General features: G+C 44.8%; 20 protein-coding genes. 10 read left to right on the top strand and 10 right to left on the bottom strand.

Going from position 1 to position 24,095, the window contains the following annotated elements; translation table 11 throughout:
- Positions 1–161 precede the first annotated feature (161 nt).
- The 3 genes from TPET_RS00870 to TPET_RS00860 all read right to left on the bottom strand — a co-directional run bounded on the left by TPET_RS00870 (position 162) and on the right by TPET_RS00860 (position 6,993).
- Positions 162–3,137 carry a glycosyltransferase gene (locus tag TPET_RS00870; RefSeq protein WP_011942862.1) on the bottom strand — a complete coding sequence of 992 codons (2,976 nt, stop codon included), beginning with the start codon at positions 3,135–3,137 and terminating at the stop codon, positions 162–164.
- A 2-nt stretch (positions 3,138–3,139) separates the two neighbouring features.
- Positions 3,140–5,722 carry a glycosyltransferase gene (locus tag TPET_RS00865; RefSeq protein ID WP_011942861.1) on the bottom strand — a complete coding sequence of 861 codons (2,583 nt, stop codon included), beginning with the start codon at positions 5,720–5,722 and terminating at the stop codon, positions 3,140–3,142.
- Between the two features lie 107 nt (positions 5,723–5,829).
- Positions 5,830–6,993, bottom strand: coding sequence for a flagellin N-terminal helical domain-containing protein (locus tag TPET_RS00860; RefSeq protein ID WP_011942860.1), 1,164 nt, complete (start codon positions 6,991–6,993; stop codon positions 5,830–5,832).
- A 159-nt stretch (positions 6,994–7,152) separates the two neighbouring features.
- Here TPET_RS00860 and TPET_RS00855 point away from each other — a divergent pair, with 159 nt between their 5' ends.
- The 4 genes from TPET_RS00855 (at position 7,153) to rpsB (ending at position 11,339) form a co-directional block, all read left to right on the top strand.
- Positions 7,153–7,917 carry an N-acetyltransferase gene (locus TPET_RS00855; RefSeq protein WP_011942859.1) on the top strand — a complete coding sequence of 255 codons (765 nt, stop codon included), beginning with the start codon at positions 7,153–7,155 and terminating at the stop codon, positions 7,915–7,917.
- Positions 7,914–9,110: a glycosyltransferase family 4 protein gene (locus TPET_RS00850; protein WP_011942858.1), complete on the top strand. Its 1,197-nt coding sequence runs from the start codon at positions 7,914–7,916 to the stop codon at positions 9,108–9,110. Before TPET_RS00855 ends, TPET_RS00850 begins: the two co-directional genes overlap by 4 nt.
- 59 nt (positions 9,111–9,169) lie before the next feature.
- On the top strand, positions 9,170–10,417 hold the full coding sequence (locus TPET_RS00845; RefSeq protein ID WP_011942857.1) for an MFS transporter: 1,248 nt from the start codon (positions 9,170–9,172) through the stop codon (positions 10,415–10,417).
- Positions 10,418–10,556: 139 nt separating this feature from the next.
- A complete protein-coding gene (rpsB, locus tag TPET_RS00840) occupies positions 10,557–11,339 on the top strand; it encodes a 30S ribosomal protein S2 (RefSeq protein WP_011942856.1) in 783 nt (260 codons plus the stop codon).
- A gap of 21 nt (positions 11,340–11,360) precedes the next feature.
- On the opposite strand, the gene TPET_RS00835 is transcribed toward rpsB, so the two are convergent.
- The 4 genes from TPET_RS00835 to TPET_RS00820 are packed head-to-tail and all read right to left on the bottom strand — an operon-like array spanning position 11,361 to position 13,591.
- The gene (locus TPET_RS00835; protein ID WP_011942855.1) at positions 11,361–11,681 is read right to left on the bottom strand and encodes a YbjQ family protein; all 321 of its coding nucleotides are present in this window, start codon (positions 11,679–11,681) and stop codon (positions 11,361–11,363) included.
- Between the two features lie 14 nt (positions 11,682–11,695).
- Positions 11,696–12,418, bottom strand: coding sequence for an ABC transporter permease (locus tag TPET_RS00830; RefSeq protein WP_148186668.1), 723 nt, complete (start codon positions 12,416–12,418; stop codon positions 11,696–11,698).
- A 13-nt stretch (positions 12,419–12,431) separates the two neighbouring features.
- Complete coding sequence (locus tag TPET_RS00825; RefSeq protein ID WP_048810845.1) at positions 12,432–13,229, bottom strand: ABC transporter ATP-binding protein; 798 nt, start codon at positions 13,227–13,229, stop codon at positions 12,432–12,434.
- The gene (locus tag TPET_RS00820) at positions 13,226–13,591 is read right to left on the bottom strand and encodes a GntR family transcriptional regulator (protein ID WP_011942852.1); all 366 of its coding nucleotides are present in this window, start codon (positions 13,589–13,591) and stop codon (positions 13,226–13,228) included. Before TPET_RS00820 ends, TPET_RS00825 begins: the two co-directional genes overlap by 4 nt.
- 122 nt (positions 13,592–13,713) lie before the next feature.
- On the opposite strand from TPET_RS00820, the gene TPET_RS00815 reads away from it, so the two are divergent.
- The gene (locus tag TPET_RS00815) at positions 13,714–15,627 is read left to right on the top strand and encodes a DUF1923 family maltosyltransferase (RefSeq protein ID WP_011942851.1); all 1,914 of its coding nucleotides are present in this window, start codon (positions 13,714–13,716) and stop codon (positions 15,625–15,627) included.
- On the opposite strand, the gene ylqF is transcribed toward TPET_RS00815, so the two are convergent.
- Genes ylqF through TPET_RS00800 form a run of 3 tightly spaced genes read right to left on the bottom strand, consistent with a single transcriptional unit; the run spans position 15,590 to position 19,586 of the window.
- Positions 15,590–16,378: a ribosome biogenesis GTPase YlqF gene (gene ylqF, locus TPET_RS00810; protein ID WP_011942850.1), complete on the bottom strand. Its 789-nt coding sequence runs from the start codon at positions 16,376–16,378 to the stop codon at positions 15,590–15,592. The genes TPET_RS00815 and ylqF overlap by 38 nt on opposite strands.
- Positions 16,375–17,790: a phospho-sugar mutase gene (locus tag TPET_RS00805; protein WP_011942849.1), complete on the bottom strand. Its 1,416-nt coding sequence runs from the start codon at positions 17,788–17,790 to the stop codon at positions 16,375–16,377. Before TPET_RS00805 ends, ylqF begins: the two co-directional genes overlap by 4 nt.
- Positions 17,787–19,586 (bottom strand): TIGR03960 family B12-binding radical SAM protein, encoded by a 1,800-nt coding sequence (locus tag TPET_RS00800; protein WP_011942848.1) that lies wholly within the window; start codon positions 19,584–19,586, stop codon positions 17,787–17,789. The genes TPET_RS00805 and TPET_RS00800 overlap by 4 nt, the downstream gene beginning before the upstream one ends.
- 60 nt (positions 19,587–19,646) lie before the next feature.
- Here TPET_RS00800 and TPET_RS00795 point away from each other — a divergent pair, with 60 nt between their 5' ends.
- From TPET_RS00795 to infB, 5 genes are read left to right on the top strand one after another with little or no spacing between them, the layout of a single operon-like run.
- Positions 19,647–20,585 (top strand): DNA polymerase III subunit delta', encoded by a 939-nt coding sequence (locus TPET_RS00795; RefSeq protein WP_011942847.1) that lies wholly within the window; start codon positions 19,647–19,649, stop codon positions 20,583–20,585.
- On the top strand, positions 20,576–21,391 hold the full coding sequence (locus tag TPET_RS00790; RefSeq protein WP_011942846.1) for a PSP1 domain-containing protein: 816 nt from the start codon (positions 20,576–20,578) through the stop codon (positions 21,389–21,391). Before TPET_RS00795 ends, TPET_RS00790 begins: the two co-directional genes overlap by 10 nt.
- Before the next feature lie 3 nt (positions 21,392–21,394).
- On the top strand, positions 21,395–21,616 hold the full coding sequence (locus TPET_RS00785; RefSeq protein WP_004080917.1) for a DUF2905 domain-containing protein: 222 nt from the start codon (positions 21,395–21,397) through the stop codon (positions 21,614–21,616).
- 4 nt (positions 21,617–21,620) lie between these two features.
- The gene (locus TPET_RS00780; RefSeq protein ID WP_004080915.1) at positions 21,621–21,935 is read left to right on the top strand and encodes a L7Ae/L30e/S12e/Gadd45 family ribosomal protein; all 315 of its coding nucleotides are present in this window, start codon (positions 21,621–21,623) and stop codon (positions 21,933–21,935) included.
- A 19-nt stretch (positions 21,936–21,954) separates the two neighbouring features.
- Complete coding sequence (gene infB, locus TPET_RS00775; RefSeq protein ID WP_048810844.1) at positions 21,955–24,027, top strand: translation initiation factor IF-2; 2,073 nt, start codon at positions 21,955–21,957, stop codon at positions 24,025–24,027.
- The last annotated feature ends 68 nt before the right edge of the window (positions 24,028–24,095 follow it).

Below are 24,095 nucleotides of genomic sequence, written 5' to 3'. Positions count from 1 at the left end.
AATTTATAGAAGTATACTGGAAAAGCGACGTTTGAATTCTAGATAGTTTTCAAAGAATTTCTGTCCCAATTCCTGACCATAGATTCTAGCAGCGCTTTGCTTCACAGTATTTTCAAGCTGATTGAGAGTTGCCTTATCGAATAATTTTTCTTTTTGTGACATTACCATGAGGAAAGAGATTTGTATGGGAATCTGTTTGATCCTTTCCAAAAGTTTTTTGAGCTCGATTGTAAGTTACCGACCTCATAGCCCAGGAAAGTGTAGAAAGTAGGAATCATTTTTTCCACAAAATGCTCCAATAAAAGATAATCGGCAAGAATTGTATCCTCGGCAATCGTCATTTTTATTATTCCTACTTTATGAAGAACTTCGGCAAGTTCTTCATAAGCTTTTTGAAGAGGGATACGTTCTATAAGAGTGTCTATTATCGAAAATTTCCCTGAAAGAGAAGTGATTTCTGAAACAAACAATTCTTCTTTGTTTTTGTAAAAATTACTACACCAAATTTCTCCATTGAACTGTTCTCCTGACATCAAAGCATTTGTTACAGTGAGTAATGTTTTTTTGTTCGGAAAATTCAACAAATCATCCAGAAGTTTTTTGACTCCTTTGGAGTAAACAAGATCATCAATATCATGAAAGAAAACAAATGATCCTTGGCTGTGTTTAACGCCTATCAATCTTGAGTGAAAGGTTCCAACGTTTTCTTTATTTCTAATTATCAAAATCTTCTCTCGTAACTTAGGTTCTCCTTTTATGAGCCTTTCAAATAAATCAGCTGTTCCATCAGTTGAACCATCGTCAACTAATACAACTTCGAAATTCTCATAATCGATCCGTTTAATATTATCCACGAGTCTTTTTACATAATTTGCTCCGTTCAAAACAGGTATAACAATAGAAACCAGCGGCTTGGGGACAGTTAATAAGCTTATTTGTGTGCTTTCAAACTTTATTTTCTTGTGATCATCTAATTTCAGAAATTCATCTGCGTAACCTGGCCATTTTGTTGCAAAACAAATCAGCCATGAACCAACTTTTTCACCTTGAAAATATTTTTGCAAATTCTCAGCTATTTTTAAAGGTACCCACTCTGGATTTATCCTTCTCAGGTAAAACGGTTCTGCCAGAACTCCTATTACTTCTTCATGAAGAGGGATCAAACCTGCTCGTCTGATAAGAGGTTCCAAGGTTAAAAAATCTCTTTCAAAACCATATTCCCAGGCACCAAGTTTTTGAGCGGTTTCTTTTGCTGTTTTGTAAACAAACGAACCACTGTACGGAACGCCTACTACAACGAATTTCGCAACTTCACCCATCTGCTTTAACATTTTGATTATGTCGTCATCTTTAAAGTGTTCAACCACTCCCATGTTGAAAGCAATATCAAACTCCTGTGGTTTGAACGATTCTGTTAGTTTGAAACCATCACCTACTTTGAATTCAACGTTTTCAACATTATAATCCTTGCTTATCCTGATTGCTAGTTCGATGGAAGTAGGATCGATGTCTATACCAGTGACATCTGCTTCTCTGAGTGCAAGTTCAATTGAGAACGCCCCTGTTCCAGTTCCGACTTCTAAAATCCGTGCTTTATTGAGAATAAAAAAGCGCTCTAATAAACTTACGAATTCTGATCTAAGACTTTTTCCTGGAAGATCGTTCATGATCGTGAAAGAATCAATTTTACTATACTCTTTCCATATTTTCGCGAAACTATTCTCTGTGTCTGTGGTTGATTTCTTATGGATTGATTTATTTTTTGTTCTGTTGTTATCTTGAAGTTGGACAATGCTCAATATTGATGTAATTTGCTTCTCAAGAGAACAGTTTTTTTCGACAAACGATCTATATTTCTCTGAGTTGTAATCTCTGCTGGTTACAATTCGAATTACTTCGTCGATAAAGTTAAATACAAGATCATCTGGCCACTGCGTCTTTGCCCCAGCGTAGTTATGTATAATAGGTTTTATCCCTTTTGCCATCGCTTCAGCAATGTTGTACCCGAAGCTTTCATGAATACTCGTTGAAAGCAGATAATTTTTATCTTCAAGAAAAGCGTTCACGTCCTCGACCCAGCCGTAGAGTTTTACGTTCTTTTCAAGGCCTGCGTCCTTTATGAAGTGTTTGAAATAATTAGCGTACCTTATTTCCTGAAAATCCCCAGCTATGTGTAAAGTGTATCTTTCATCAATTTTTCTCAACATGCCTATAATTTGAAGCCACATAGCAGGATCTTTTTTATGATTGATGTGAGCCACAACTGCTATGTTGAATCCGGGTTGTCTAACTTTGAACTTAAGTCTGTTCAGATCAAGACCGTTTGGAACAATTACTATCTTGTCTTTTACTTGCTTGTAAACTTCAGAATGGTAATCTCGAAGGATACGTTCTATATGTTCTGCAACAAGAATCAATTTATCGACGTTTTTCCAATTTATTTTTTCAGGGTAATTGGCCAATGCTTCATAGCTGTGAAGTCGACAAAGAATTTTTTTCCCATCCTTTGGAAGCTTATTTGTTACCTCCACTGCCATTTCGTTCGCCCATTCGAGCCAAACGATATCCGCCCAGTTGTAAGCTTCCTGGATCTGTCTGACATCTGTTGTAACAACAAGCTTCACATCGTAGATGTTCGACAAAATCTGAGCTATATCCTTTATGAAGTTGTCCAGACCAGGAAGGCAGAATATGGCAAGCTTTACGTCTTTTTTGAACTGGTCTTTCAGGATTTGGTATTTTTCTTTCATTTCCGGTATGTTGGAAAGTTCTGCTGCCTTTTTGTAATAATAAAGAGCCATCGCTGGATTGTTCTGTTTCAGCTGTGTGTCTCCGAGCATGTCGTAGACTTCCCACGTTTTGTTGTTGATCCTCGTCAAATATCTCCAGGATTCAAAGTATTCTCCCTTTTCGAAGAGCACCTTCGAGTAGTTGAAAAGAGCATCATCGTGAACTGGATTGATATCGAGGGCTTTTTTGAAAAACTCAAGCGCTTCGCTGACTTTACCTTCGTAGTAGTGTATGATTCCAAGTGAGTTGTATTTTTCCACTTCATCTTCTATTTTTTCAGCCATTTCTTTTGCTTTCGAGAATTCTTTTTGTTCAATCTTTTTTCTTATCTCTTCAAAGATGTCCATGATCAGAGCCTCCTTAAGGCTTCAATGAACCTGAGGTTTTTATCAAGTGCTTTCACTTTAACAACGGAGAATCTCAAATCTTCCAGAGTTTTCTTCATTTGATGGGTGGTTCTCAATACTCTAAAAGCAGGATAATACCAAACAGAGTTATTTCTATCTCTCAGATCAGGAACGAAGAAGAAAAGAAGAACCCTTTCAGCATCTTCAGCAATTTTACTCAGATCGAGAGTCTCTTCAACACCAGAAACAACAAGGAGGTTTTTGGAGTCTTCTTTCAGTTCTATTTCCAGATCTTTCAGAATGGATTCAAGACCAGAAGCTTCCCCTTTGATTCTCAGGTCTCTTATATCGCTTTCCAGGAGAACCCCTATCATGTGCTCTTCTTTCACTTTGAATGGAGGTTCCTTCAGGATTTCTTTTTCCCTTTCTTTGTAGAGCTTCAGAGCTTCATCTGTAGGATGTGGAAGTGCGTAGTAGAAGTTTTCTTTTCTCTTCCAAGCCCTGACAGGGTGGATCACACCAAGGCCGGAGAATTTCTCTGTTATGTTTCCTACCCAGACGATTTCGTCTTCTTTTTTCATGAACGGAAGAGTCTGATTTGGATAAAGCCCGTTGTATTTGTATCTTCCAAGTACTATGTCTCCCAGGTTTTCGTTTTCTTCTACTGCTTTTATGTGAAGTTCGAAAGCTTTCGATGGATTTTCTTCTTGCCATGTCTTTGCGAGGCGGTAGTAGTAGAATGGAAGTTTTGAGACTTCCTTTATTCTTTCAAGAAGCGCTCTTGCTTTTTCTTTGCCTTTTGGAAACACAGCCACCGCCGAGGTGTAGATGGCGAGTGGGTGATCAGAGATGAGATACAGTTTTTCTGCGTCTTCTTTTGCAAATTCAAGAATGTTGAACGGGAACTCTCTGTAGCCGGAGAAGTATCTGCACAGTTCCTCGTAGACTCCTTCTATGTCCGAATCGAGCCTTGTTTTCAGATCTTCTATCACGGGTTTTATAAATTTTGCTATCTCTGGTACCAGTTCCAGCGCCTTTCTGTACCTCGAGATGGCTTCTGAGAAGTTTCCAAGTTTCAGATACAGGTCACCGATGAGAGCCTGTACGATACCGTTTAGCTTTTCATCGCCTTCTATCTTCGAGAGAATTCTGATGAGCCTTCCTTCTGTTTCCCTATTCTTCAAAAGATCGAAAATGAAAAGAAGTCCGGGGATACCTGTTTTTTCCACAAAGGAGTTAATATCACCGTCTGTCAGGTATTCGAACAGGAGATCCTTTTTTTCTATTAATCTTTTCAAAATGAGTTTGGAGATTTTTCTTGAAACGGACAGTTTGTTCAAAAGTTCTTCGGATGCTTCTATCTCAAATTCTGCGATTTTCTCAACTATTTCATCGAAAAACAGATTTTCAGAGTGTTCAGCGATCTTTTCTACCAATTTAAGTACCTTTTGGAAGTCTTCTCTTTCGCCTATCTCTGAAACAATTTGGAGTGTGAGGATGAATTTAGACTCATCTATATTACTTTCGATTGCTTTCAGTAGATGTTCATAGGCTTCATCCCATTTTTTAAGCTTTATACAAGCATGGCACATGAGAAGATGAGCTGTTCCTATTTCTTTTATAGTTGTGATGGTGAATTCATACTTTTCAGCCTGCGATAGAGCTTTATTTAAAACATCGAGAAATTTCTTTCCCCATTGATAGAGATTTTCCCAGTCTTTTCTTCTCTCATAGATAGCAAGCTTTGCAAAATAGGGATCTGGATTTTCTGGAAAAGTTTTTATAGCAGTATCTATAAGCTCTTCTCCTTTTTCGAGAAATCCGTTCAAAATCAGCTCCATTCCGAATATATAAAGAAACTCCAGACCTATTGGAGGTATTTTCCCAACCTTCATTATTTCCTGCAGAGTTTCCCATGCAATTCTGTTTTCCTCATGTTTTCTGCCACCTGTTTTCTCTGTTTTGTAGAGCTGAACAAGGTAATATATCTTTTCAATGGGATTTTTCACAGTTTTTAGTTGTTCCCTGATCAGCGTCGCTGTTCGTTCATACTTTTTCTTTTTGAGCTTTCTTGTCCAGATGTAGCCGTAATGATAAATTACAAATGGTGCATGCACCACCTTTGGTTTGTAAACGGCTTGGTTGTGCACAATATTTTGATAATAAACAGTACCGTTTCTGAAGATTCTAGGAGTTGAGGCTATTTCAGTTTTTTTGAAGTCCCAATCAAGATAACTCACTGTGGGAAGATACACGGTGTTCACGTCTTTTGGAAGGCTTTCCAGAAAACTTCTGATGTTTTGTCTGAACTCTTCTGAAGCTTCTTCGTCGGCGTCCAGAATAAGGACCCACTCGCAGGTGGGAAATTTCAAAGAGAAGTTTCTTGCTTCAGAGAAATCGTTTTTCCACTCGTGGAAGTAGAGTTTGTCCGTGTATTCTCTTACGATCTCTGGTGTTCTGTCTGTAGATCCCGTGTCGACCACCACGATTTCATCTACGACGTCTTTGATACTTTCAAGGGCTCTTCTTATGTTGTGTTCTTCGTCTTTCACTATCATAGCTACAGAAAGCAGGCACTTTCTCATTTTCTCACCTCAGTTGTATATTTCTATATCCTGTTCTCTTCTTCCTCATATATTTTTGCACAAAAACAAAAGGGGGCTTGCGCCCCCGGAATTGACGGTGTTTATTTTTATCTCATCAACTGGAGGACGTTCTGCGGGAGTGTGTTGGACTGAGCGAGCATTGCCATACTGGACTGCAGGAGTATCTGCTGTTTGGTGAACTCCATCATCTCTTTTGCCATGTCTGCGTCTCTGATTCTGGATTCTGCTGCTGTGAGGTTTTCTGCTGCAACTCCAAGGTTGGAGATGGTGTGTTCGAGCCTGTTCTGAATGGCACCAAGCGCTGCCCTTGCCGTGCTCACCCTGTGAATCGCAGCGTCCACAACCATGATTGCTCTTTCCGCCGCATCTTGAGTGGTAACTTTGAGGGAAATTGTTGTCAATCCGAGTGCTGATGCACTCATGTTGTCAATTCCTGCAACCATGTTGTGTCCTTCGTTCGCTCCGATTTGGAAAATGAGCTGTGAAGCAGCTGTGTAGATAGCTTCTACTCTGACAACTGCGCTGTCGACTACTTCGTTTTTCGGTAGGGCTCCACCAAAGTCGTTAATGCTGAGAACATTCGTATCCCATTTGAAGGTGATACCTCCAAGTGTTGCTGAACCTGCAGTTATGGTTACAACTGTGCTAGAATAACCACCAGCGGTGAACAGGGTTATCTTGACATCAAGTTGTGAAGTTTCAGTTCCATTAAACTGTCCTACTTCGATGACGTATGTTCCCTCAACTGCTTTGCTGGAAACTGTTCCAAGCTGAACATTTATATTTCCACCGGTAACAACTTTTGCATCAACCTGGCTTCTGAAACCTTCCAGTTTTCCATCGAGAAGCTTTTTAGTGTTGAACTCTGTTGTTCTTGCGATTCTGTCGATTTCTTCTCTGAGCTGATCGATTTCCTTCTGGATCTGTTCTCTATCAACGTTTGTGTTGGTGTCAGACGCTGCCTGAACTGCAAGTTCTCTCATTCTCTGAAGGATCGAGTGAACCTCTGTGAGAGCTCCTTCTGCAGTCTGGATCAGAGAGATGGCGTCTTGAGCGTTTTTGATCGCCATGTTGAGACCTTTGATCTGACCTCTCATCTTTTCGCTGATGGCAAGTCCTGCTGCGTCGTCTCCTGCCCTGTTGATCCTCAAACCAGAGGAGAGTCTCTCGAGTGTCTTGCTCATGCTGTACTGGGTCTGATCAATGTTTCTCCAAGCGTTCAACGCACTGATGTTGTGATTGATCCTCATAACCTACTCACCTCCGTGTGAGTATTCTTACTTCCCTGTCCCGGCGCCGGGCTTTCCATTATTTTTAATCGGAAGAGGCTTTAGGGATTTTAATGTTAAATTTTGGTAACAACACAAGTGGTAAAATTTTTCCAGATAATCCAAGAAGGAGGCTGGATTATGAGCTTTATTTCAAACAGGGCAAAAATTGGAGAAAAGGTAAAAATAGGTCGCAACGTGGTGATAGAAGACGATGTGGTTATAGGAAACAACGTAATGATAGGTCACAATGTAGTGATAAGGGAAGGAACAATCATAGGTGACAACTGTGTTATTTTCGATGGGACAGTTCTTGGGAAACCTCCTTTCAAATCTGCTACATCTGCCGTGACTGAGGAAAAAGAGCTTCCTCCTCTCAAAATAGGAAACGGTGTGACTATAGGTGCTAACTGTGTGATATACCAAGGAAGTATCCTGGAAGACTTTGTGTTTGTGGGAGATCTTGTAGTGATAAGGGAAGATGTAAAAATAGAGCCTTACACGGTGATAGGAAAGGGTGTCACTGTTGAGAACAGAACTACCATAGGAAGATATGTGAAAATAGAAACGAACGCCTACATAACAGCACTTTCAACGATAGGAGATTACTGCTTTATTGCACCTGAGGTGACTTTCACAAATGACAATTTTCTTGGAAGAACAGAAGAGAGAAAGAAATTTTTCAAGGGACCAACTCTAAAAAAGGGTGCACGCATAGGAGCGAACGCAACTATTCTACCAGGTGTTGTTGTAGGTGAAGATGCTTTGGTAGCAGCTGGTTCTGTTGTCACAAGGGATGTTCCCGACAGAAAAATAGTCATGGGAGTTCCAGCAAAAGTGGTGAGAGACGTTCCTGAAGAGCAGCTTTTGGAAAATCAAAGTTACTACAAGGAGGAATCCTCTTGAACATCGCTATACTCAATCACTACGCAAGCGTACCAGAGGTGGGAAGCGCCGAAACGAGGCATTTTGAACTCGCAAGGCGATTTGTAAGAGAAGGTCACAGGGTGGACATCTACGTCGGAGACTTTTCGCACCTCACTGGCAAAAGATGGAGCGAGATGTTCGGATGGAGCTTTTCTAAAGACGGTGCGGACTTCATCGTCGTTGAAACAAGAGAGTACATCGGAAATTCTCTCTCAAGGCTTCTCTCCTCGATAGATTATTACAGAAACGGAAGGAAGAAGATCATTCAGAGTAGATACGACGTCATTATAGCGTCTTCTCCGCACCCGTTTTCCTGGAGCCTCGGCTGGTATTACGTGAAGAAAAAAGGTGGAAGGTTCTTCATCGAGATCAGAGACGTCTGGCCGGACGATCTTGTAGAACTTGGTTCTCTGAGCTACCGTCATCCAGTTTCAAAGCTCTTCGACCACATGTGCAAAAAGTATTATCCGAAAGCAGATGGAATCATTTCCCTTGTTCCAGATCTTTCCAATCACTTCAACAGACTGAAGGTTCGACCAAAAAATTTCATCTACATTCCCAACGGTGTTGATCTGAAGATTTTCAAAGATCCAGAACCGTGCCCGGCGGTGGATGAGCTCTTTTCAAAGGTGCCTGCCGATAAGATGAAAGTTGTCTACGCGGGGTCCATCGTCGAACATAAGGGAATAAAAGAGTTCATAGAAGCACTCTCAAAAGTGAACAAAAACCTGAGAGATCGTTTTGTGTTTTTCTTTGTCGGGGCGTCTCAGGCGGATTATCTTGTTTCTGTGAAAGAAACGGCGAAAGATCTGCAGAACGTGTTCTTTTTTGATCCTGTTCCAAAAAGGTGTGTTCCCTACCTTCTTCAGAAGGCAGATGTTCTCCTCTTCACTCTCTCTCAAACCGTGATGGATCACCCCGCCGTGAGTTCCTACAAGGTGGTAGACTACATGGCCTCTGGAAAACCAGTCCTCTGTGTCGATATCGAAAATCTCCCTTTCAAGAAAACGAAAGGCGCTGTCTTTTTCAGGAAGGATAACCTCGAGGAGGCATTGAGAAAGATCCTCCTCGAGGATCTTTCAGAACTCGGCAGAAGAAACAGAGAGTATGTGGTGAAGGAAAGAGACTGGGGTCGACTTTACGAAAAGTTAAGGAGTTTCGTACTCTCCTGAAACGAAAAGTTAGGATAGAATATCTTATGCTGCATACTTTAGAGCCGGGAGAGAAGAAGATGGAACGTTTGACGGAGAAGGACTACCGGTGGAATTTCATTGTGAATTCACTGGATTACGCGTTCTTCAGTCTTGGAATGACCCTTGGATCCATTTTCACGCTGTTTCCCGTTTTTGCCAGAAATCTCGGCGCTTCCAATCTGGAGCTGGGGCTCATCCCGGCCATTGCGAACCTGGGATGGGGTATTCCTGCCATATGGGGCGCAAAGTACGCGGAGAGATCGCCAAAGAAATTGAATCTCGTCCTCAAGGTAACTCTGGGAGAGAGGCTCCCTTACCTGTTCATGGCGCTGATCAGTTTCTACCTCGCTGTTCCTTCTCCGAGGCTGTCTCTTTACCTTTCCATTCTGATGGTTGGGATCGCTACATTCTCAATGGGCTTTCTGGGTCCTCCGTGGATGAGTATGATGGAGAAGGTGATAGATCCACGAAGAAGAGGCACTTTTTTTGCCATGGGAAACGGTCTTGGAGCGATGCTGGGAGTCGGTGGCTCTGCCATCGCCGGAGAGCTTCTCTCGAGCCACCCGTTTCCCGTGAACTTTGGTTACGTCTTTCTCACAGCGTTTGTCTTCTTCATGGTATCTTTTGTGTTTTTGGCCCTCACAAGGGAAGTGCCGGATCACACACTACCAGACGATGAGTCCATATGGAACTACATAAAGAACATGAAGAATGTCTTTCTGGACAGACATTTCCGGAACTTTTTGATAGATAGGATCATCACGAGTTTTATGTTTGCGTCCAGCGGTTTCATCACGGTGTATTTGCTGGAGAAGTTCTCACTTCCAGATGAGACAGCGGCGGTTTTCACGGCGATCGTTCTCGTTTCCCAAGGACTGTCTTCTTTCCTGTTCGGCCCCCTCGGTGACAGAAAGGGGCACAAACTGAATCTTATTCTCAGCAAGATCTTTTATTCTGCAGCTGTCATACTGGCGTTTCTTTCCACATCACCGGTGCACGCCTATCCCGTCTTTGCTCTGATGGGCCTTGTGAACACCACGAACAACGTTGGAAACATGGCGATCACACTGGATTTCGTGTCTGGGAAGAGAAAAGAACTCTACATGGGGTCTCTGTACTTCTCAATCGCTCCTTTTTCCTTCGTTGCTCCCCTCATCGGAGGTAAAATAGCAGATCTTTCTGGATACGGTGTTCTCATGGTTCTCACGGGGTTGATCGGTGTATTCGGGATTTTCTACGTTGTGAAGTTTATCGTGGACCCGAGGGTTTCAAACAAGAACAATTGAAATTTCCTCTCTTCAATGGTAGAATTCTCAAGGTGTATATCACGCACGCTCCTGGATCCCACCCTCGGTGCCTGTGAAAAGGCCGGCGTGGGTGTGAAGGGAGCGGAGGATCAAAACCAAAAGAGTGGAGGTGTTTTTTGTGGCGGTTGTTACGATGAAACAGCTTCTGGAAGCGGGAGTTCACTTTGGACACAGAACGAGAAGATGGAACCCGAAGATGGCTCCCTACATCTACACGGAAAGGAAAGGCATCTACATCATCGACCTTCAGAAGACCCAGCAGTTGCTCGAAGAGGCTTACTACTTCGTAAGGGAGAAAGCCAGCGAAGGTGCAACGATTCTCTTTGTTGGGACGAAAAAGCAGGCCCAGGGAGTCATAAAGGCTGAGGCAGAAAGGTGTGGAGCCTTCTACGTGAACAACAGATGGCTTGGAGGACTTTTGACGAACTTCAAAACGATCAGATCGAGGATAGAAAAACTCATCGAACTCGAAGAAATGGAGCAGAGCGGCAAGCTCGACGAACTTCCAAAGAAAGAACAGAGCAGGATCAGAAGAATTCTCGAAAAACTCAGAAAGAACCTTGGCGGTCTCAAAGAGATGAGAAAGATTCCAGACATCATCTACATCGTTGATCCAAGGAAAGAAAGAATCGCTGTGGCAGAGGCGAACAAGCTGGGAATCCCCATCGTGGCTATTGTTGACACGAACTGCGACCCCGATCCCATTGACTACGTTATCCCTGGAAACGACGATGCGATCAGATCCATAAAGCTCATCACTTCCGTCATTGCAAATGCGTATCTCGAGGGAAGAGAGGGAGCTCCTCTCACCACGGAAGAAGTGGAAAGTTCGGAAGAAATGATCGAAGAAATGACAGAGGACTTTAATCTGGAAGAATTCGAAGAGGAAGAAGAAGTGTGATAAAGGGGCGTCCCCGCCCCTTTAAATTTTTTCCAGTTTCACTGCGGTTCCGTACGCAAGTATCTCCGCAGCACCGCTCATAATCGTGGACGAAGAATATCTAAATCCTATCACCGCATCTGCTCCGAGTTTCTCCGCTTCTTTTATCATCCTTTCCAGTGCGATGTTTCTTGCCTCCGTGAGCATCTCCGTGTAGCCCTTGATTTCGCCACCCGCGAGGGTTTTAAAAGCGGCGGCTATGTCTTTTCCCAGGTGCTTCGACATCACCACGTTTCCGCAGACTACACCGAGGATCTCTTTCACCCTGTATCCAGGCACCTGTTCCGTGGTGGTGATAATCATTCTCCACACCTCCTTCAGAAGTCTCTCGTTTTGAAACTCTTCCAAGAAAGATAAGTGAAAACAACACCGGTTAAAGTGTAGATCAGCGACGGCCAGAGTGTGAGATCACCCTTCAAAACGTAGGAGTAGGTGTTCAAAGTGGAGAGAGTTTTCACAAATCCGCCAAGGACGGTGGTTCCCGCAAGAGTAGCAATCGAAGCGATGAGAGGCTGCACTTGATCTGAAGAGATCACAGAGAAGAACACCGTGATGGAAAACCACAGGTAGATTGTTATCATTTCCACAAGGAGGTATCTGAACACCAGTCCTGTATCGAGTTTTTCTCCGATGAACCAGCTCACAGGTACTGGAACAAGAGCAAGCACGAAAAGCGCTACGAAAGTGAAAACAAGAGGAGCGAAGAACTTCACGATGAAGAGCTTTTTTCTGGACAGCCTCACGAGTAAAAGTTCGATCGTTTCGTTCTCTATTTCTCTTGCAAATATGGGAAAAGCAATTATGATCGCAAGTATCGGTACAAACTGTCCGAGGTTCTTTCCGTACCACTGCGTGATGATGTAGAAATTCCACTCTGAAAGCTTCTTTATGAACTCCTCTGTGACACCGAATTTTTCAAGAAATCCTTCGGGAATGTTTTTCAACATTTCGGTGAGGGCCGGTGTGTAATCTTTCATCACCACCAGGAGCACGAACGTTCCAAGAAGGAGGAAGAACATCACAAGGAATCTCACCTTCATGTCCTTTAACTCCTTAACGATCATTTCTCTCACCCCTCACAATCGCTTTGAATATGTCTTCAAAGGTTGCTTCTTCGATCTCCACACCTTCAGGGGCTTCTTCCTTTTTCATAAGGTAAACTTTTTCTCCACTTTTGAGAGTTTTCAGAAGATAACCGTTCAGATCCTCTTTGGAAACCACAAGGCCGTAAGAGGACTTTATGTCGTCGAGGCTTCCCGTCAAGATGATCTTTCCTTCCTTCATGATGGCAACTCTGTCTGCGATCTTTTCCACTTCTGCCAGAACGTGACTTGTGTACAGAACGGATTTGCCTTCGAAGGTGAGGGACCTTATATGATCGAGTACCTCGTTTCGCACGAGGGGATCGAGTCCCCAGGTGGGTTCGTCCAGTATGTAGAGATCCACGTTCTCAGAGAAAACGAGTGAAAGGTAGAGAATAGTTCTCATACCGTGCGAGAGATTGGTCACCTTCTCGTTCAGGTCTATTCTGTACCTTTCGAGAAGTTCGAGGCAGTTTTTCTTGTTGAAGTCCTTCCCTATCTTCTCGAAGAGATCGATGATCTCTTTCACTCTGAGATACGGATAGAGCTTCTTCTCCTCCGGTAGATAAGTGAACGTGCCGTTCAGTTCGATCTCTCCGGAGTTTTTCCTTCTCAAACCTGTGATGCACTTCAGAGTCGTTGTTTTACCGGCACCGTTTGGACCGAGTATGGCAAAGATCTCTCCTTTTTCCACTTCGAAACTGATGCCGTCCACGGCCGCTTTTTCCCCGTAGAACTTTCTGAGATCTTTCACCTTGAGGATCATCATTCATCACCTCTGTAGATTTCTTCTGTTATTTTCAGAATCCTCTCCAGTGGAATACCCGCTTTCTTGCAGTCTTCGATCTTCTTCTTGAGTTCTGTTTCAAGCTGTGTTCGGATCTTTTCCAAGTTTACTTTTGAGACGACGTAGCCCTCTCCTCTTCTCACTTCTAAAACTCCTTCCCGGACGAGCTCTCTGTAAGCGCGGGCGACGGTGTTCAGGTTCACACCGAGGTCTTCCGCAAGATATCTTATGGAGGGCACAAATTCACCCTCTTTCAGTTTTCCCGACAGGATCAGAAGTTTTATCTTTTCCTTTATTTGTTCATAGATGGGTTTTGAGGAGTGAAAGTCGATCTTGAACCACAAGACCACCACCTCACTGTAATATTATACTATTACACTACTCTCAGAACCAAGTTCTGTCTTGCGTGTTTTGTTGCGTTTTGTTAAAATAGATGATGAAATCAATTAAATCAGGAGGGATGATCGTGCTTTTGAGAGAGATAAACCGATACTGCAAAGAAAAAGCCACCGGAAAGAGAATCTACGCAGTTCCAAAGCTGTGGATACCGAGTTTCTTCAAAAAGTTCGACGAAAAATCCGGCAGGTGCTTCGTCGATCCTTACGAACTCGGAGCCGAGATCACCGACTGGATTTTGAATCAGTCCAGAGAGCAGGATTATTCCCAGCCTATTTCATTTCTTAAGGGCGAGAAAACACCGGACTGGATTAAGCGTTCCGTTGTTTATGGATCCCTCCCCAGGACCACCACGGCGTACAATCACAAAGGCTCTGGATACTACGAAGAGAACGACGTTCTTGGTTTCAGAGAAGCGGGAACGTTCTTCAAGATGATGCTGCTTCTTCCGTTCATCAAAAGTCTCGGTGCGGACGCTATCTATTTACTTCCCGTGAGTAGAATGAGCGATCTCTTCAAGAAGGGAGACGCTCCATCACCGTACTCCGTGAAGAATCCAATGGAGCTCGATGAGAGGTACCACGATCCGCTTCTCGAACCTTTCAAGGTGGATGAAGAGTTCAAGGCCTTTGTGGAAGCGTGTCACATCCTCGGAATCAGAGTGATTCTCGATTTCATTCCAAGAACGGCTTCCAGAGACTCTGATCTCATAAGAGAACATCCGGACTGGTTCTACTGGATAAAGGTGGAGGAACTTGCAGATTACACTCCTCCAAGGGCCGAGGAACTTCCGTTCAAGGTGCCGGATGAGGATGAACTCGAGATCATATACAGCAAAGAAAATGTGAAAAGACACCTCAAAAAGTTCACACTTCCTCCGAATCTGATCGACCCTCAAAAGTGGGAGAAAATAAAAAGAGAAGAGGGGAACATTCTGGAGTTGATTGTGAAAGAATTTGGAATCATCACTCCTCCAGGATTTTCCGATTTGATCAACGATCCACAACCTACATGGGATGATGTCACGTTTTTGAGGTTGTACTTGGATCACCCGGAGGCTTCGAAAAGATTTCTCGAGCCGAACCAGCCTCCCTACGTTCTCTACGACGTAATAAAGGCGAGCAAATTTCCTGGAAAAGAGCCGAACAGAGAGCTCTGGGAGTACCTCGCGGGCGTGATACCACATTACCAGAAAAAATACGGAATAGACGGTGCAAGACTCGATATGGGGCACGCACTTCCCAAAGAACTTCTTGACCTCATAATAAAGAACGTGAAGGAGTACGATCCCGCATTTGCGATGATCGCAGAGGAGCTGGACATGGGGAAGGACAAAGTATCGAAGGAAGCGGGATATGACGTGATCCTGGGAAGTAGCTGGTACTTTGCGGGAAGAGTGGAGGAAATAGGAAAACTCCCTGAAATCGCCGAAAAGCTCGTTCTTCCTTTCCTCGCCTCCGTTGAGACTCCCGACACACCGCGCATTGCCACAAGAAAGTACGCTTCCAAGATGAAAAAACTGGCACCGTTTGTAACCTACTTTCTACCGAACTCTATTCCCTATGTGAACACGGGACAGGAGATTGGAGAGAAACAGCCCATGAACCTGGGGCTGGACACGGATCCAAACCTGAGAAAAGTCCTCTCCCCAACCGACGAGTTTTTCGGGAAACTCGCATTTTTCGACCACTACGTTCTCCACTGGGACAGCCCGGACAGAGGAATCTTGAGCTTCATCAAAAAACTGATAAAGGTGCGCCAGCAGTTCCTCGATTTTGTCCTCAACGGAAAGTTTGAAAACCTCACAACGGAAGATCTCGTCATGTACTCTTACGAGAGAAACGGACAAAAGATCATCGTCGCCGCAAATGTTGGAAAAGAGCCAAAAGAGATCACCGGCGGAAGGGTTTGGAACGGAAAGTGGAGTGATGAAGAGAAGGTAGTCCTCAAACCCCTTGATTTTGTTCTTGTTGTACAGGAGTGATATCTTCAGGGCGTTCGAAGGAAACGCACCCTGCTTTTCCCTGAGCCACTTCTGTGAAAAAAAGCATCAAAGCTCTTTCTATATCGGGGACTCCTCCTTTTTTGAGGAGTCCTCTTTTTCTCGCAAAGTCCTCGAAGAACTCGCTGAACGATGATGCTATTCTGACATTTTGAGCGAATATCTCAAAGGCCCTTTCGAAGATCCTCTGATCTTCTATTCTCTCCACTGGTAGGCTTCCCACAAGAAGGAGCTTCGCTGCGAGGTCTTCACTGAAGATGTTCTTGTAGAGAATACCGGGTGTGTCCAGAATCTTCACGCCGTTCTCCAGGGAGAACCACTGGATACCCTTTGTAACGCCAGGCTGTGCTCCAACAGAGCTCGCCCTTTTTCCTTTCAGCTTGTTTATGATCGTTGATTTTCCCGTGTTTGGAACACCAACGATCAGAACGCGGGCAAGTCTGTCGAAGGAGAGCTTCTTCAGGAGGACCTTCCTTGGTTCATCTTTGTGAGTGGTGATCACTCTTTTTCCCTGCTTTTTGAAGAACTCCACCCACTTCTTCGTTGTTTCCTCGTCTGCTATGTCCACTTTGTTCAGAAGGATGATCGTTTCTTTCCTGGAGAAGTCCACACCGTACGCCGATGTGGCAAAGGGGGCCCGCGCGTCGCGGACCTCCACCACCGTGTTCACAAGTTTCAGAAGATCCCTTATCTGCCGTTTTGCTTTCTCTATATGACCGGGATACCAGCTCACAGTTTCAGAATCTCCTCTATTTTCTTCTCGTTCTCCCTGATCAATTCTTCTGCTTCTTCTCTCGTATCTCCCCTTACGTGGATGTAAACCTTGAGCTTCGGTTCTGTTCCCGAAGGTCTCACGAAGATTCTTGATTTTTCAAAGACAAAGGCTATGGTCTCGTTTGGAATAACGTTTCCGTAACCCTTTGAGTAGTCGATGATATCGTTGCGAGTTTTGAGGGATTCGTATATTTTGATCGCTTTTTCGACATCTTCAACTTTGAAATTGATGAGCTTTTCCATGTAGTACCCGTGCTTCTGGTAGAGTTCTTCGAGCTTCTCGTAAGGATCGTGGTTGCTGAAGGCAATTGCGGAGAGCACACTGCCCACCACACCGTCTTTGTCCCTCGCGTGGGTTCCTGCAAGGTACCCACAGCTTTCTTCGAAACCGAAGACGAAGTTCCTGTCACCCTTTCTGCTGTGTTCCTCTATCAAGTGGCCTATGAACTTGAATCCAGTCGGCGTTTCTTCCAGGAAGGCACCTTTCTCTTCGCAGATCGGTCTCACCATGTCCGTTGTAACGATCGTCTTTATCACAAGGGGATTTTCCACCTTCACATAATCCAGGAGAAAGTCCGTGAGAAGGACACCTACTTGATTTCCTGTGAGTCTCCGTCCTCTGAAGACTACTCCCACTCTATCGCAGTCCGGGTCTGTGGCGAGTCCCAGAGTGGCTCCTTTTTTGTTCAAAAGAACAAGCGCTTCATCTTCCTCGGGATTAGGTGTGGGTGCGGTTGAGAAGTTCGGATCAGGTTTCATCTGCTCTTCTACGAGTCTGACTTTGAATCCAAGCCTCTTCAGGACCTCAGGCACGTAGTTTGCTCCTGTTCCGTGAAGCGGAGAGTAGGCGATATCCAGATCGGTCTTCATCGGAAGATTTGAAACAAGCTCAAGCACAGTATTTATGTAGCTCTCTTTCACTTCAGGTGGCACGAACTTGATTTCTCCCTCTTTCACACGGGAGGTATCGACTTTTTTGTATATCTCTGTGATTTCGTCTGTGTATTCGGGTATCGCCTGTACACCGTTCCAGGTGTAGACCTTGTAGCCGTTGTATTCCGGAGGATTGTGGCTTGCGGTGACGACCACACCTCCACCCGCTTTCATGTATCTCACGGCGAAGGAAAGAACCGGTGTCGGGGTAGGTTCAGGGAAAACGTAGGCTTCCAAACCTTCACCGGCGAAAACTCTGCCGGCGAGTTCTGCGAATTCTCTGGAATTCTTTCTCGTGTCGTAAGCAATCACCACGCTTTTCTGGCCTTTCTCTTTCAGCCAGAGGGCGGTGCTCAGAGAGGCTCTTTTCACCGTTTCTTCGTCGAATTCCCCTTTCCTCATCACGCCTCGAATTCCACCCGTTCCGAACAGAATCATCCTCTCTCACCTCCGAAAAGAACGTTTTTAACTCCAAATCTAAAACATACACCGCACAGATAACACCTGTTCCATCTACAGTCGTCTGTGGTTTCTCCCTTGATTGCTTTTCTGTACTCCTCTTTCAGAAACTCCTTTGTTACTCCCATGTCTATGTGGTCCCATGGGAGGTCTTCAGAAGGATCGATCTCTCTGAGATAGTCCTTGGGATCTATTCCCGTTTCATCGAAAGCTTTTTCCCACAGATCGAATCTGAACATCTCACTCCATTCGTCGAAGAGTGCTCCCAGTTCGTGTGCCTTCACTATGAGATTCAGAAGTTTTCTGTCACCCCTTGAGAAAACTCCTTCAAGAAGACTCATTCTTGGATCGTGATAGGAAACTTCTGCGAATTTTTTTGCTCTTTTCAGTGTTTTGATCTTTTCGTACGCTTCTTCGGGAGAGATCTGCCTCGCAAACTGAAAGGGCGTGTGCGGCTTTGGAACGAACACAGAGACGGAAGCGGAAACTTCTTTGAAACCGAGTCTCTTCACTCTCTCTAAGAGTTCGACCATCTCTTCGAGATCTTCATTCGTCTCTCCAGGAAGTCCCATCATGAAATAGAGTTTCACACGCCTCCAGCCGGATTTTTTCGCAGCTTCGAGCGTTGCGAAGATATCTTCTTCACTTATGTTCTTGTTGATAATGTTTCTCAACCGCTGTGTAGCTGCTTCGGGTGCGAAGGTGAGGCCTGTTTTTCTCACGGAGGCAATTCTCCCGGCGATCTCCACACCGAACCTGTCCATCCTCGTGGATGGTATGGATACGGCGATCTTCTTTTCTGAGTATCTTTTCAAAAGTTCGGATACTATCTCCCCTATCTGAGTGTGATCCATCGTCGAGAGAGAAAGGAGGGATACTTCTTCATAGCCGGTGTTTTTCAGCATTTCTTCGACATTTTCGAGGATGTTCTCGAGGGATCTTTCTCTCACAGGTCTGTAATAAACGCTCGCATGGCAGAATCTGCATCCCCTCGTGCATCCTCTCGCGACCTCTATGATGGCTCTGTCGTGGACTGATTCGACGTTCGGCACGATCTTCTTCACCGGAACGGGTTGGGAGTTCAAATCTTTCACGACTCTTCTTTTTATGGTCTGAGGATATTCCGGTGAAACTGGAACTATCTTTTTTCCTTTCTGCTCGTAGAACGCTGGAACGTAAACCCCTTCGATCTTGGAGAGTTCTTTCCAGATCGTTTCTCTTTCTTCTCCCTTCGTTTCTTTCAACACCTGAGCGATTTCAAGGATCGCTTCCTCACCATCACCAATGAGAATCGCATCGAAAAATCCGTAGATCGGTTCGGGATTCGAAGAGCACGGACCTCCACCGAGAACAATGGGATCTTTCTTCTTTCTCTCCCAGAAGAAGAGGGGTATTCTGGAGAGTTTCAAAACCTCTATGACGTTGGTGTACGAGAGTTCGTACTCCAGAGAGATTCCAACGGCATCCATCTGATAGAGTGGTGTGTAGGACTCCATAGTGTAAAGGGGGATATCCTTTTCTTTCATGCGCTCTATCATGTCGATCCAGGGAAGATAGCTCCGCTCCGCCCAAACGTCCGGTTGTTCGTTCAAAATGTGGTACAGTATCTCAAGACCGTGGTTTGAAGTACCTACCTCGTAAGTGTCGGGAAAAACGAGGGCTATCCGGAGGGAAACCTCCTCTGGATCTTTCACAACGCTGTTGATTTCTCTTCCTATGTATCTACTCGGTTTTCTAACCCAGGGAAGTGTTTCATTCAAGAATTTTAGAATCATCCTTTCACCTCAGTTTTGATTTTATCATTGGTTGTTATAATTAGAAGGCGAGGTGAGATCATGAACGATTTGATCAGAAAGTACGCTAAAGATCAACTGGAAATTTTGAAAAGGATCATAGAAAAGTCTGAAGGAATATCCATTCTCATAAACGGAGAAGATCTCTCGTATCCGAGAGAAGTATCCCTTGAACTTCCCGAGTACGTGGAGAAATTTCCCCCGAAGGCCTCGGATGTTCTGGAGGTAGATCCCGAGGAGGAGAACATAGGTATAGACGAAATCAGAACGATAAAGGACTTCCTGAACTACAGCCCTGAACTCTACACGAGAAAGTACGTGATAGTCCACGACTGTGAAAGAATGACCCAGCAGGCGGCGAACGCGTTCTTGAAAACCCTTGAAGAACCGCCAGAATACGCTGTGATCGTTCTGAACACCCGCCACTGGCATTATCTACTGCCGACGATAAAGAGCCGAGTGTTCAGAGTGGTTGTGAACGTTCCAAAGGAGTTCAGAGATCTCGTGAAAGAGAAAATAGGCGATTTCTGGGAGGAACTTCCGCTCCTTGAGAGAGACTTCAAAACGGCTTTCGAAGCCTACAAACTTGGTGCGGAAAAACTTTCTGGATTGATGGAAAGTCTCAAAGTTTTGGAGACGGAAAAACTCTTAAAGAAAGCCCTTTCAGAAGGACTCGAGGGTTATCTCGCGTGTAGGGAGCTTCTGGAGAGATTTTCAAAGGTGGAATCGAAGGAATTCTTTGCGCTTTTTGACCAATTAACCAACACGATAACGGGAAAAGACTCATTTCTTTTGATCCAGAGACTGACAAGAATTGTCCTTCACGAAAACACCTGGGAAAGCGTTGAAGATCAAAAAAGCGTGTCTTTCCTCGATTCAATTCTCAGGGTGAAAATAGCGAATCTGAACAACAAACTCACTCTGATGAATATTCTCGCGATACACAGAGAGAGAAAGAGAGGTGTCAACGCTTGGAGCTGAAGGCAAGGGCAGTGGGAGTGGAGATAATACCAAAGGGTAAGATAATTTACTACTCTGTACCCAACGGTGATGAGTACGAGAGAGGAGACCTCGTTCTGGTTCTGGGAGATTTCGGACTTGAAGTTGGGAAAGTACTGATACCTCCCAGGGAAGTGGTCATAGACGAGGTGGGGTACGAACTCAAGGCTGTCATCAGAAAGCTGACGGATGAAGATCTAGAACAGTACAGAAAGAATGTAGAAGATGCGTGGAATGCTTTCCAGATTTGCAGGCAGAAAATAAAAGAACACGGTCTTCCCATGAAGCTTCTCTACGCCAAGTACACCTTCGATAGAACGAGGCTCATCTTTTTCTTCAGTGCGGAAGGAAGGGTTGATTTCAGAGAGCTTGTAAGGGACCTCGCAAAGATCTTCAAAACGAGGATAGAGTTGAGACAGGTCGGTGTTAGGGATGAGATGAAGTTCTTTGGAGGCCTCGGATTGTGCGGACTTCCGACCTGCTGTTCCACATTTCTCAGGGATTTCTCCAGTGTTACATTGAAGCACGCAAAGAAGCAGCAGATGATGATCAACCCAGCGAAGATATCCGGACCATGCAGAAGGCTTCTGTGTTGTCTTACCTACGAATACGATTTCTACGAAAAGGAGCTGGAGGGAATTCCTGACGAAGGGAGCACGATCACCTACGAAGGAAAGCGCTACAAAGTCGTGAACGTGAACGTGTTTCTCAGGACGGTGACTCTCTTCTCGGAACAGGAAGGGGAAATGATCAAGTTGCCGTTCGATTATTTCAGGAAGGGGGAATGATAGGTGTTCCAGGGGATCGGGAAGTTTCTGATCCTCATGGGATTGATTCTTGTGGCCTTTGGAATTCTTCTGATTTTGTTCGAAAGGATCCCGTTCCTGGGAAAGCTTCCCGGCGACATAGTGATAAAAAGGAAGAATTTCGTCTTTTACTTCCCGCTGATGACCAGTTTGATCATCAGTCTCTTAGTTTCCTTCATTCTCTATCTGATCTCACGTATGAGGTGATAGAATGGAGGACCAGATCAGAAGAAAGGTTTACAGTTACATAGGTTTCGCTGTTAGAGCCAGAAAGATCGTCTTTGGTAAGGAACGAATAAGGGCTTACATAAGGTCACCGAGGGAAAAAAAGCTCATAATCATAGCGGAAGATACCAGTGAAAGGATGAAGAGGGACACGATCATGAGGTGCGAGAACAAGAAAGTCCCTTATGTTATCATGTTCAGCAAAGAGGAACTGGGAAGGTTGCTCGACAAACCCGCTGTTTCGGTGATAGGTCTTGAAGAGGACAATCTGATAGATGCCATTTTGGGGATGGTAAAATAGACAGGGCGAGGTGATAGAAATGGCCAGACTGAGAGTTTACGAGTTAGCCAGAAAACTGAACATGTCACCAAAAGAACTTCTTCAGGAACTGGAAGAGCTCGGCGTGAACGTGAAGAGCCATATGAGTTATGTGGACGAAGAAATGGCGAATATCATCATAGATCTTTTGGAAGAAGATAACCGGAAAGCCAAGCAGCCTTCCAAGCCAAAGAAAGAAAAGGGAGAAGAGGAAGTAGAAAAAGAGGTCGTCGAAAAGAAAAAGAAGAAAAAGATCACTTTGAAGCCAGACGAACTCAAGCTCGATATCATCGCGGAGAAAATAGGTGTTCCACAAAACAAGATCATCCAAGACATGTTTGTCAAGAGAGGAATCGCGTTGAGACCCGGTCAGATCCTGAAGCTTGAGGAAGTAGAACAGATCCTCAAGGAGTACAAGATCGAGATAGAGATAGAGGAAGAACAGCAAACTTCAGTGGAAGAAGTTGACGAATTTGAACTTCTGGAAAAGAGATACCAGGAGCTCTACGAAAAAGAGAAGGACAAACTCGTTCCAAGGCCTCCTGTTGTAACGGTCATGGGACACGTCGATCATGGAAAGACTACGCTCCTCGACAGGATCAGATCCACAAGAGTTGCCGAAAGGGAAGAGGGAGGAATAACGCAGTCCATAGGTGCGTATCAGGTGGAGGTCAATGGGAAAAAGATCACCTTCATAGACACACCCGGCCACGAGCTCTTCACCGAGATGCGTGCAAGAGGAGCTCAGGCGACGGACATAGTGGTTCTCGTCGTGGCGGCGGACGATGGCGTGATGCCACAGACGATAGAGGCCTACAACCATGCCAAGGCCGCCAACGTGCCGATCATCGTGGCGATAAACAAGATCGACAAGCCAAACGCTAACGTGGAAAAGACGAAGCAGGAGCTCGTAGAAAAGCTGGGACTCATCCCCGAAGAGTGGGGTGGAGACACGATAGTAGTTCCCATATCAGCAAGAACCGGTCAGGGAGTCGATGAACTGCTGGAGATGATCCTTCTCGTCGCGGAGATGAACGAGATAAAGTGTTACCCCGAAGGACCCGCGAGGGCCGTGATCATAGAGTCTAAACTGGACAAAAAAATGGGGCCTGTCGCGAGTGTGATCGTGAAAGATGGTGTTCTGAAGGTTGGAGACGCGGTAGTTGCTTCGAATACGTACGGAAGAGTTAGGAATCTCTTCGACGACAACATGAGACCCATCAGAGAAGCCTATCCATCTCAGCCCGTTATGATCCTCGGCTTCGAAGATGTTCCCGACGTGCACTCCAACGTCTACGTGGTTGAAAGCGCAGAAAAAGCCAAAGAGATCGTGGAAAAGAGACTGCAAAGGCTCGAAGCCCAAAAACAATCGAGGAAGCACATAAACCTCGAGGAGCTCATGAAGATGATGCAGGAGAAGGAAAAGAAAGTGCTCAATCTCATTCTGAAGGCGGACACGTACGGCTCTGTGGCTGCTTTGAAGAATGCGATAAACAAGCTCCAGTCCAAAGAAATCGAGTTGAACATAGTTCACGCTGGAGTGGGTGAGATCAGTACAAGCGACGTGATGCTCGCCGCTGCGGTGGATGGAGTCATCCTCGGTTTCAGGGTGAAGGTGAACAACCAGGCGAGAAGACTCGCGGAGCAGGAAGGCGTCGATGTCAGAACTTACTCCATCATATACAAACTCGTCGAAGATCTGAAGCTCGCACTCGAAGGTATGCTGGAGCCAGAGGAAGTTGAAGAAGTCATCGGTCATGGCGAGATAAGAAAGGTCTTCAAGATATCCAAAGTAGGAAAAGTGGCGGGAGTTCAAATGCTCGATGGTAAAGCCGACAGGAACGGTTTTGTGAGAATCTACAGAAACGGACAGCTCGTTTTCGAAGGAAAAATAGAGAGTTTGAAACACTACAAAGAGGACGTCAACGTAGTTGAAGCACCGCAGGAGTGTGGAATAAAGTTCGCGGGATTCGACGATATACAGGAAGGAGACGAATTGGAGTTCTACGTGATAAGAAAGGTGAAGAGAAAGCCGACTTTCGTGGAGGAACAGGCAGATCAAGAACAAAAATGAAGGGGCGAAAGCCCCTTCTTTATTCAATCGTTTCTACTCTCACGTTTTGACCTCCTCCCAATCCCCTG

It is taken from the genome of Thermotoga petrophila RKU-1 (assembly GCF_000016785.1).
GTDB classification, from domain to species: Bacteria; Thermotogota; Thermotogae; order Thermotogales; family Thermotogaceae; genus Thermotoga; species Thermotoga petrophila.
This window is presented reverse-complemented; position numbering and strand designations above follow the sequence as displayed.

What these genes read in the sequence shown, in the direction of transcription:
- TPET_RS00835 (WP_011942855.1), bottom strand. Translation starts at nt 11,681, where the DNA reads ATGATTATCACCACCACGGAACAGGTGCCTGGATACAGGGTGAAAGAG.
- TPET_RS00845 (WP_011942857.1), top strand. Translation starts at nt 9,170, where the DNA reads ATGGAACGTTTGACGGAGAAGGACTACCGGTGGAATTTCATTGTGAAT.
- TPET_RS00830 (WP_148186668.1), bottom strand. Translation starts at nt 12,418, where the DNA reads ATGAAGGTGAGATTCCTTGTGATGTTCTTCCTCCTTCTTGGAACGTTC.
- TPET_RS00870 (WP_011942862.1), bottom strand. Translation starts at nt 3,137, where the DNA reads ATGGACATCTTTGAAGAGATAAGAAAAAAGATTGAACAAAAAGAATTC.
- TPET_RS00825 (WP_048810845.1), bottom strand. Translation starts at nt 13,229, where the DNA reads ATGATGATCCTCAAGGTGAAAGATCTCAGAAAGTTCTACGGGGAAAAA.
- infB (WP_048810844.1), top strand. Translation starts at nt 21,955, where the DNA reads ATGGCCAGACTGAGAGTTTACGAGTTAGCCAGAAAACTGAACATGTCA.
- TPET_RS00795 (WP_011942847.1), top strand. Translation starts at nt 19,647, where the DNA reads ATGAACGATTTGATCAGAAAGTACGCTAAAGATCAACTGGAAATTTTG.
- TPET_RS00860 (WP_011942860.1), bottom strand. Translation starts at nt 6,993, where the DNA reads ATGAGGATCAATCACAACATCAGTGCGTTGAACGCTTGGAGAAACATT.
- TPET_RS00800 (WP_011942848.1), bottom strand. Translation starts at nt 19,586, where the DNA reads ATGATTCTAAAATTCTTGAATGAAACACTTCCCTGGGTTAGAAAACCG.
- TPET_RS00865 (WP_011942861.1), bottom strand. Translation starts at nt 5,722, where the DNA reads ATGAGAAAGTGCCTGCTTTCTGTAGCTATGATAGTGAAAGACGAAGAA.
- TPET_RS00805 (WP_011942849.1), bottom strand. Translation starts at nt 17,790, where the DNA reads ATGATTCTGTTCGGAACGGGTGGAATTCGAGGCGTGATGAGGAAAGGG.
- TPET_RS00780 (WP_004080915.1), top strand. Translation starts at nt 21,621, where the DNA reads ATGGAGGACCAGATCAGAAGAAAGGTTTACAGTTACATAGGTTTCGCT.
- TPET_RS00855 (WP_011942859.1), top strand. Translation starts at nt 7,153, where the DNA reads ATGAGCTTTATTTCAAACAGGGCAAAAATTGGAGAAAAGGTAAAAATA.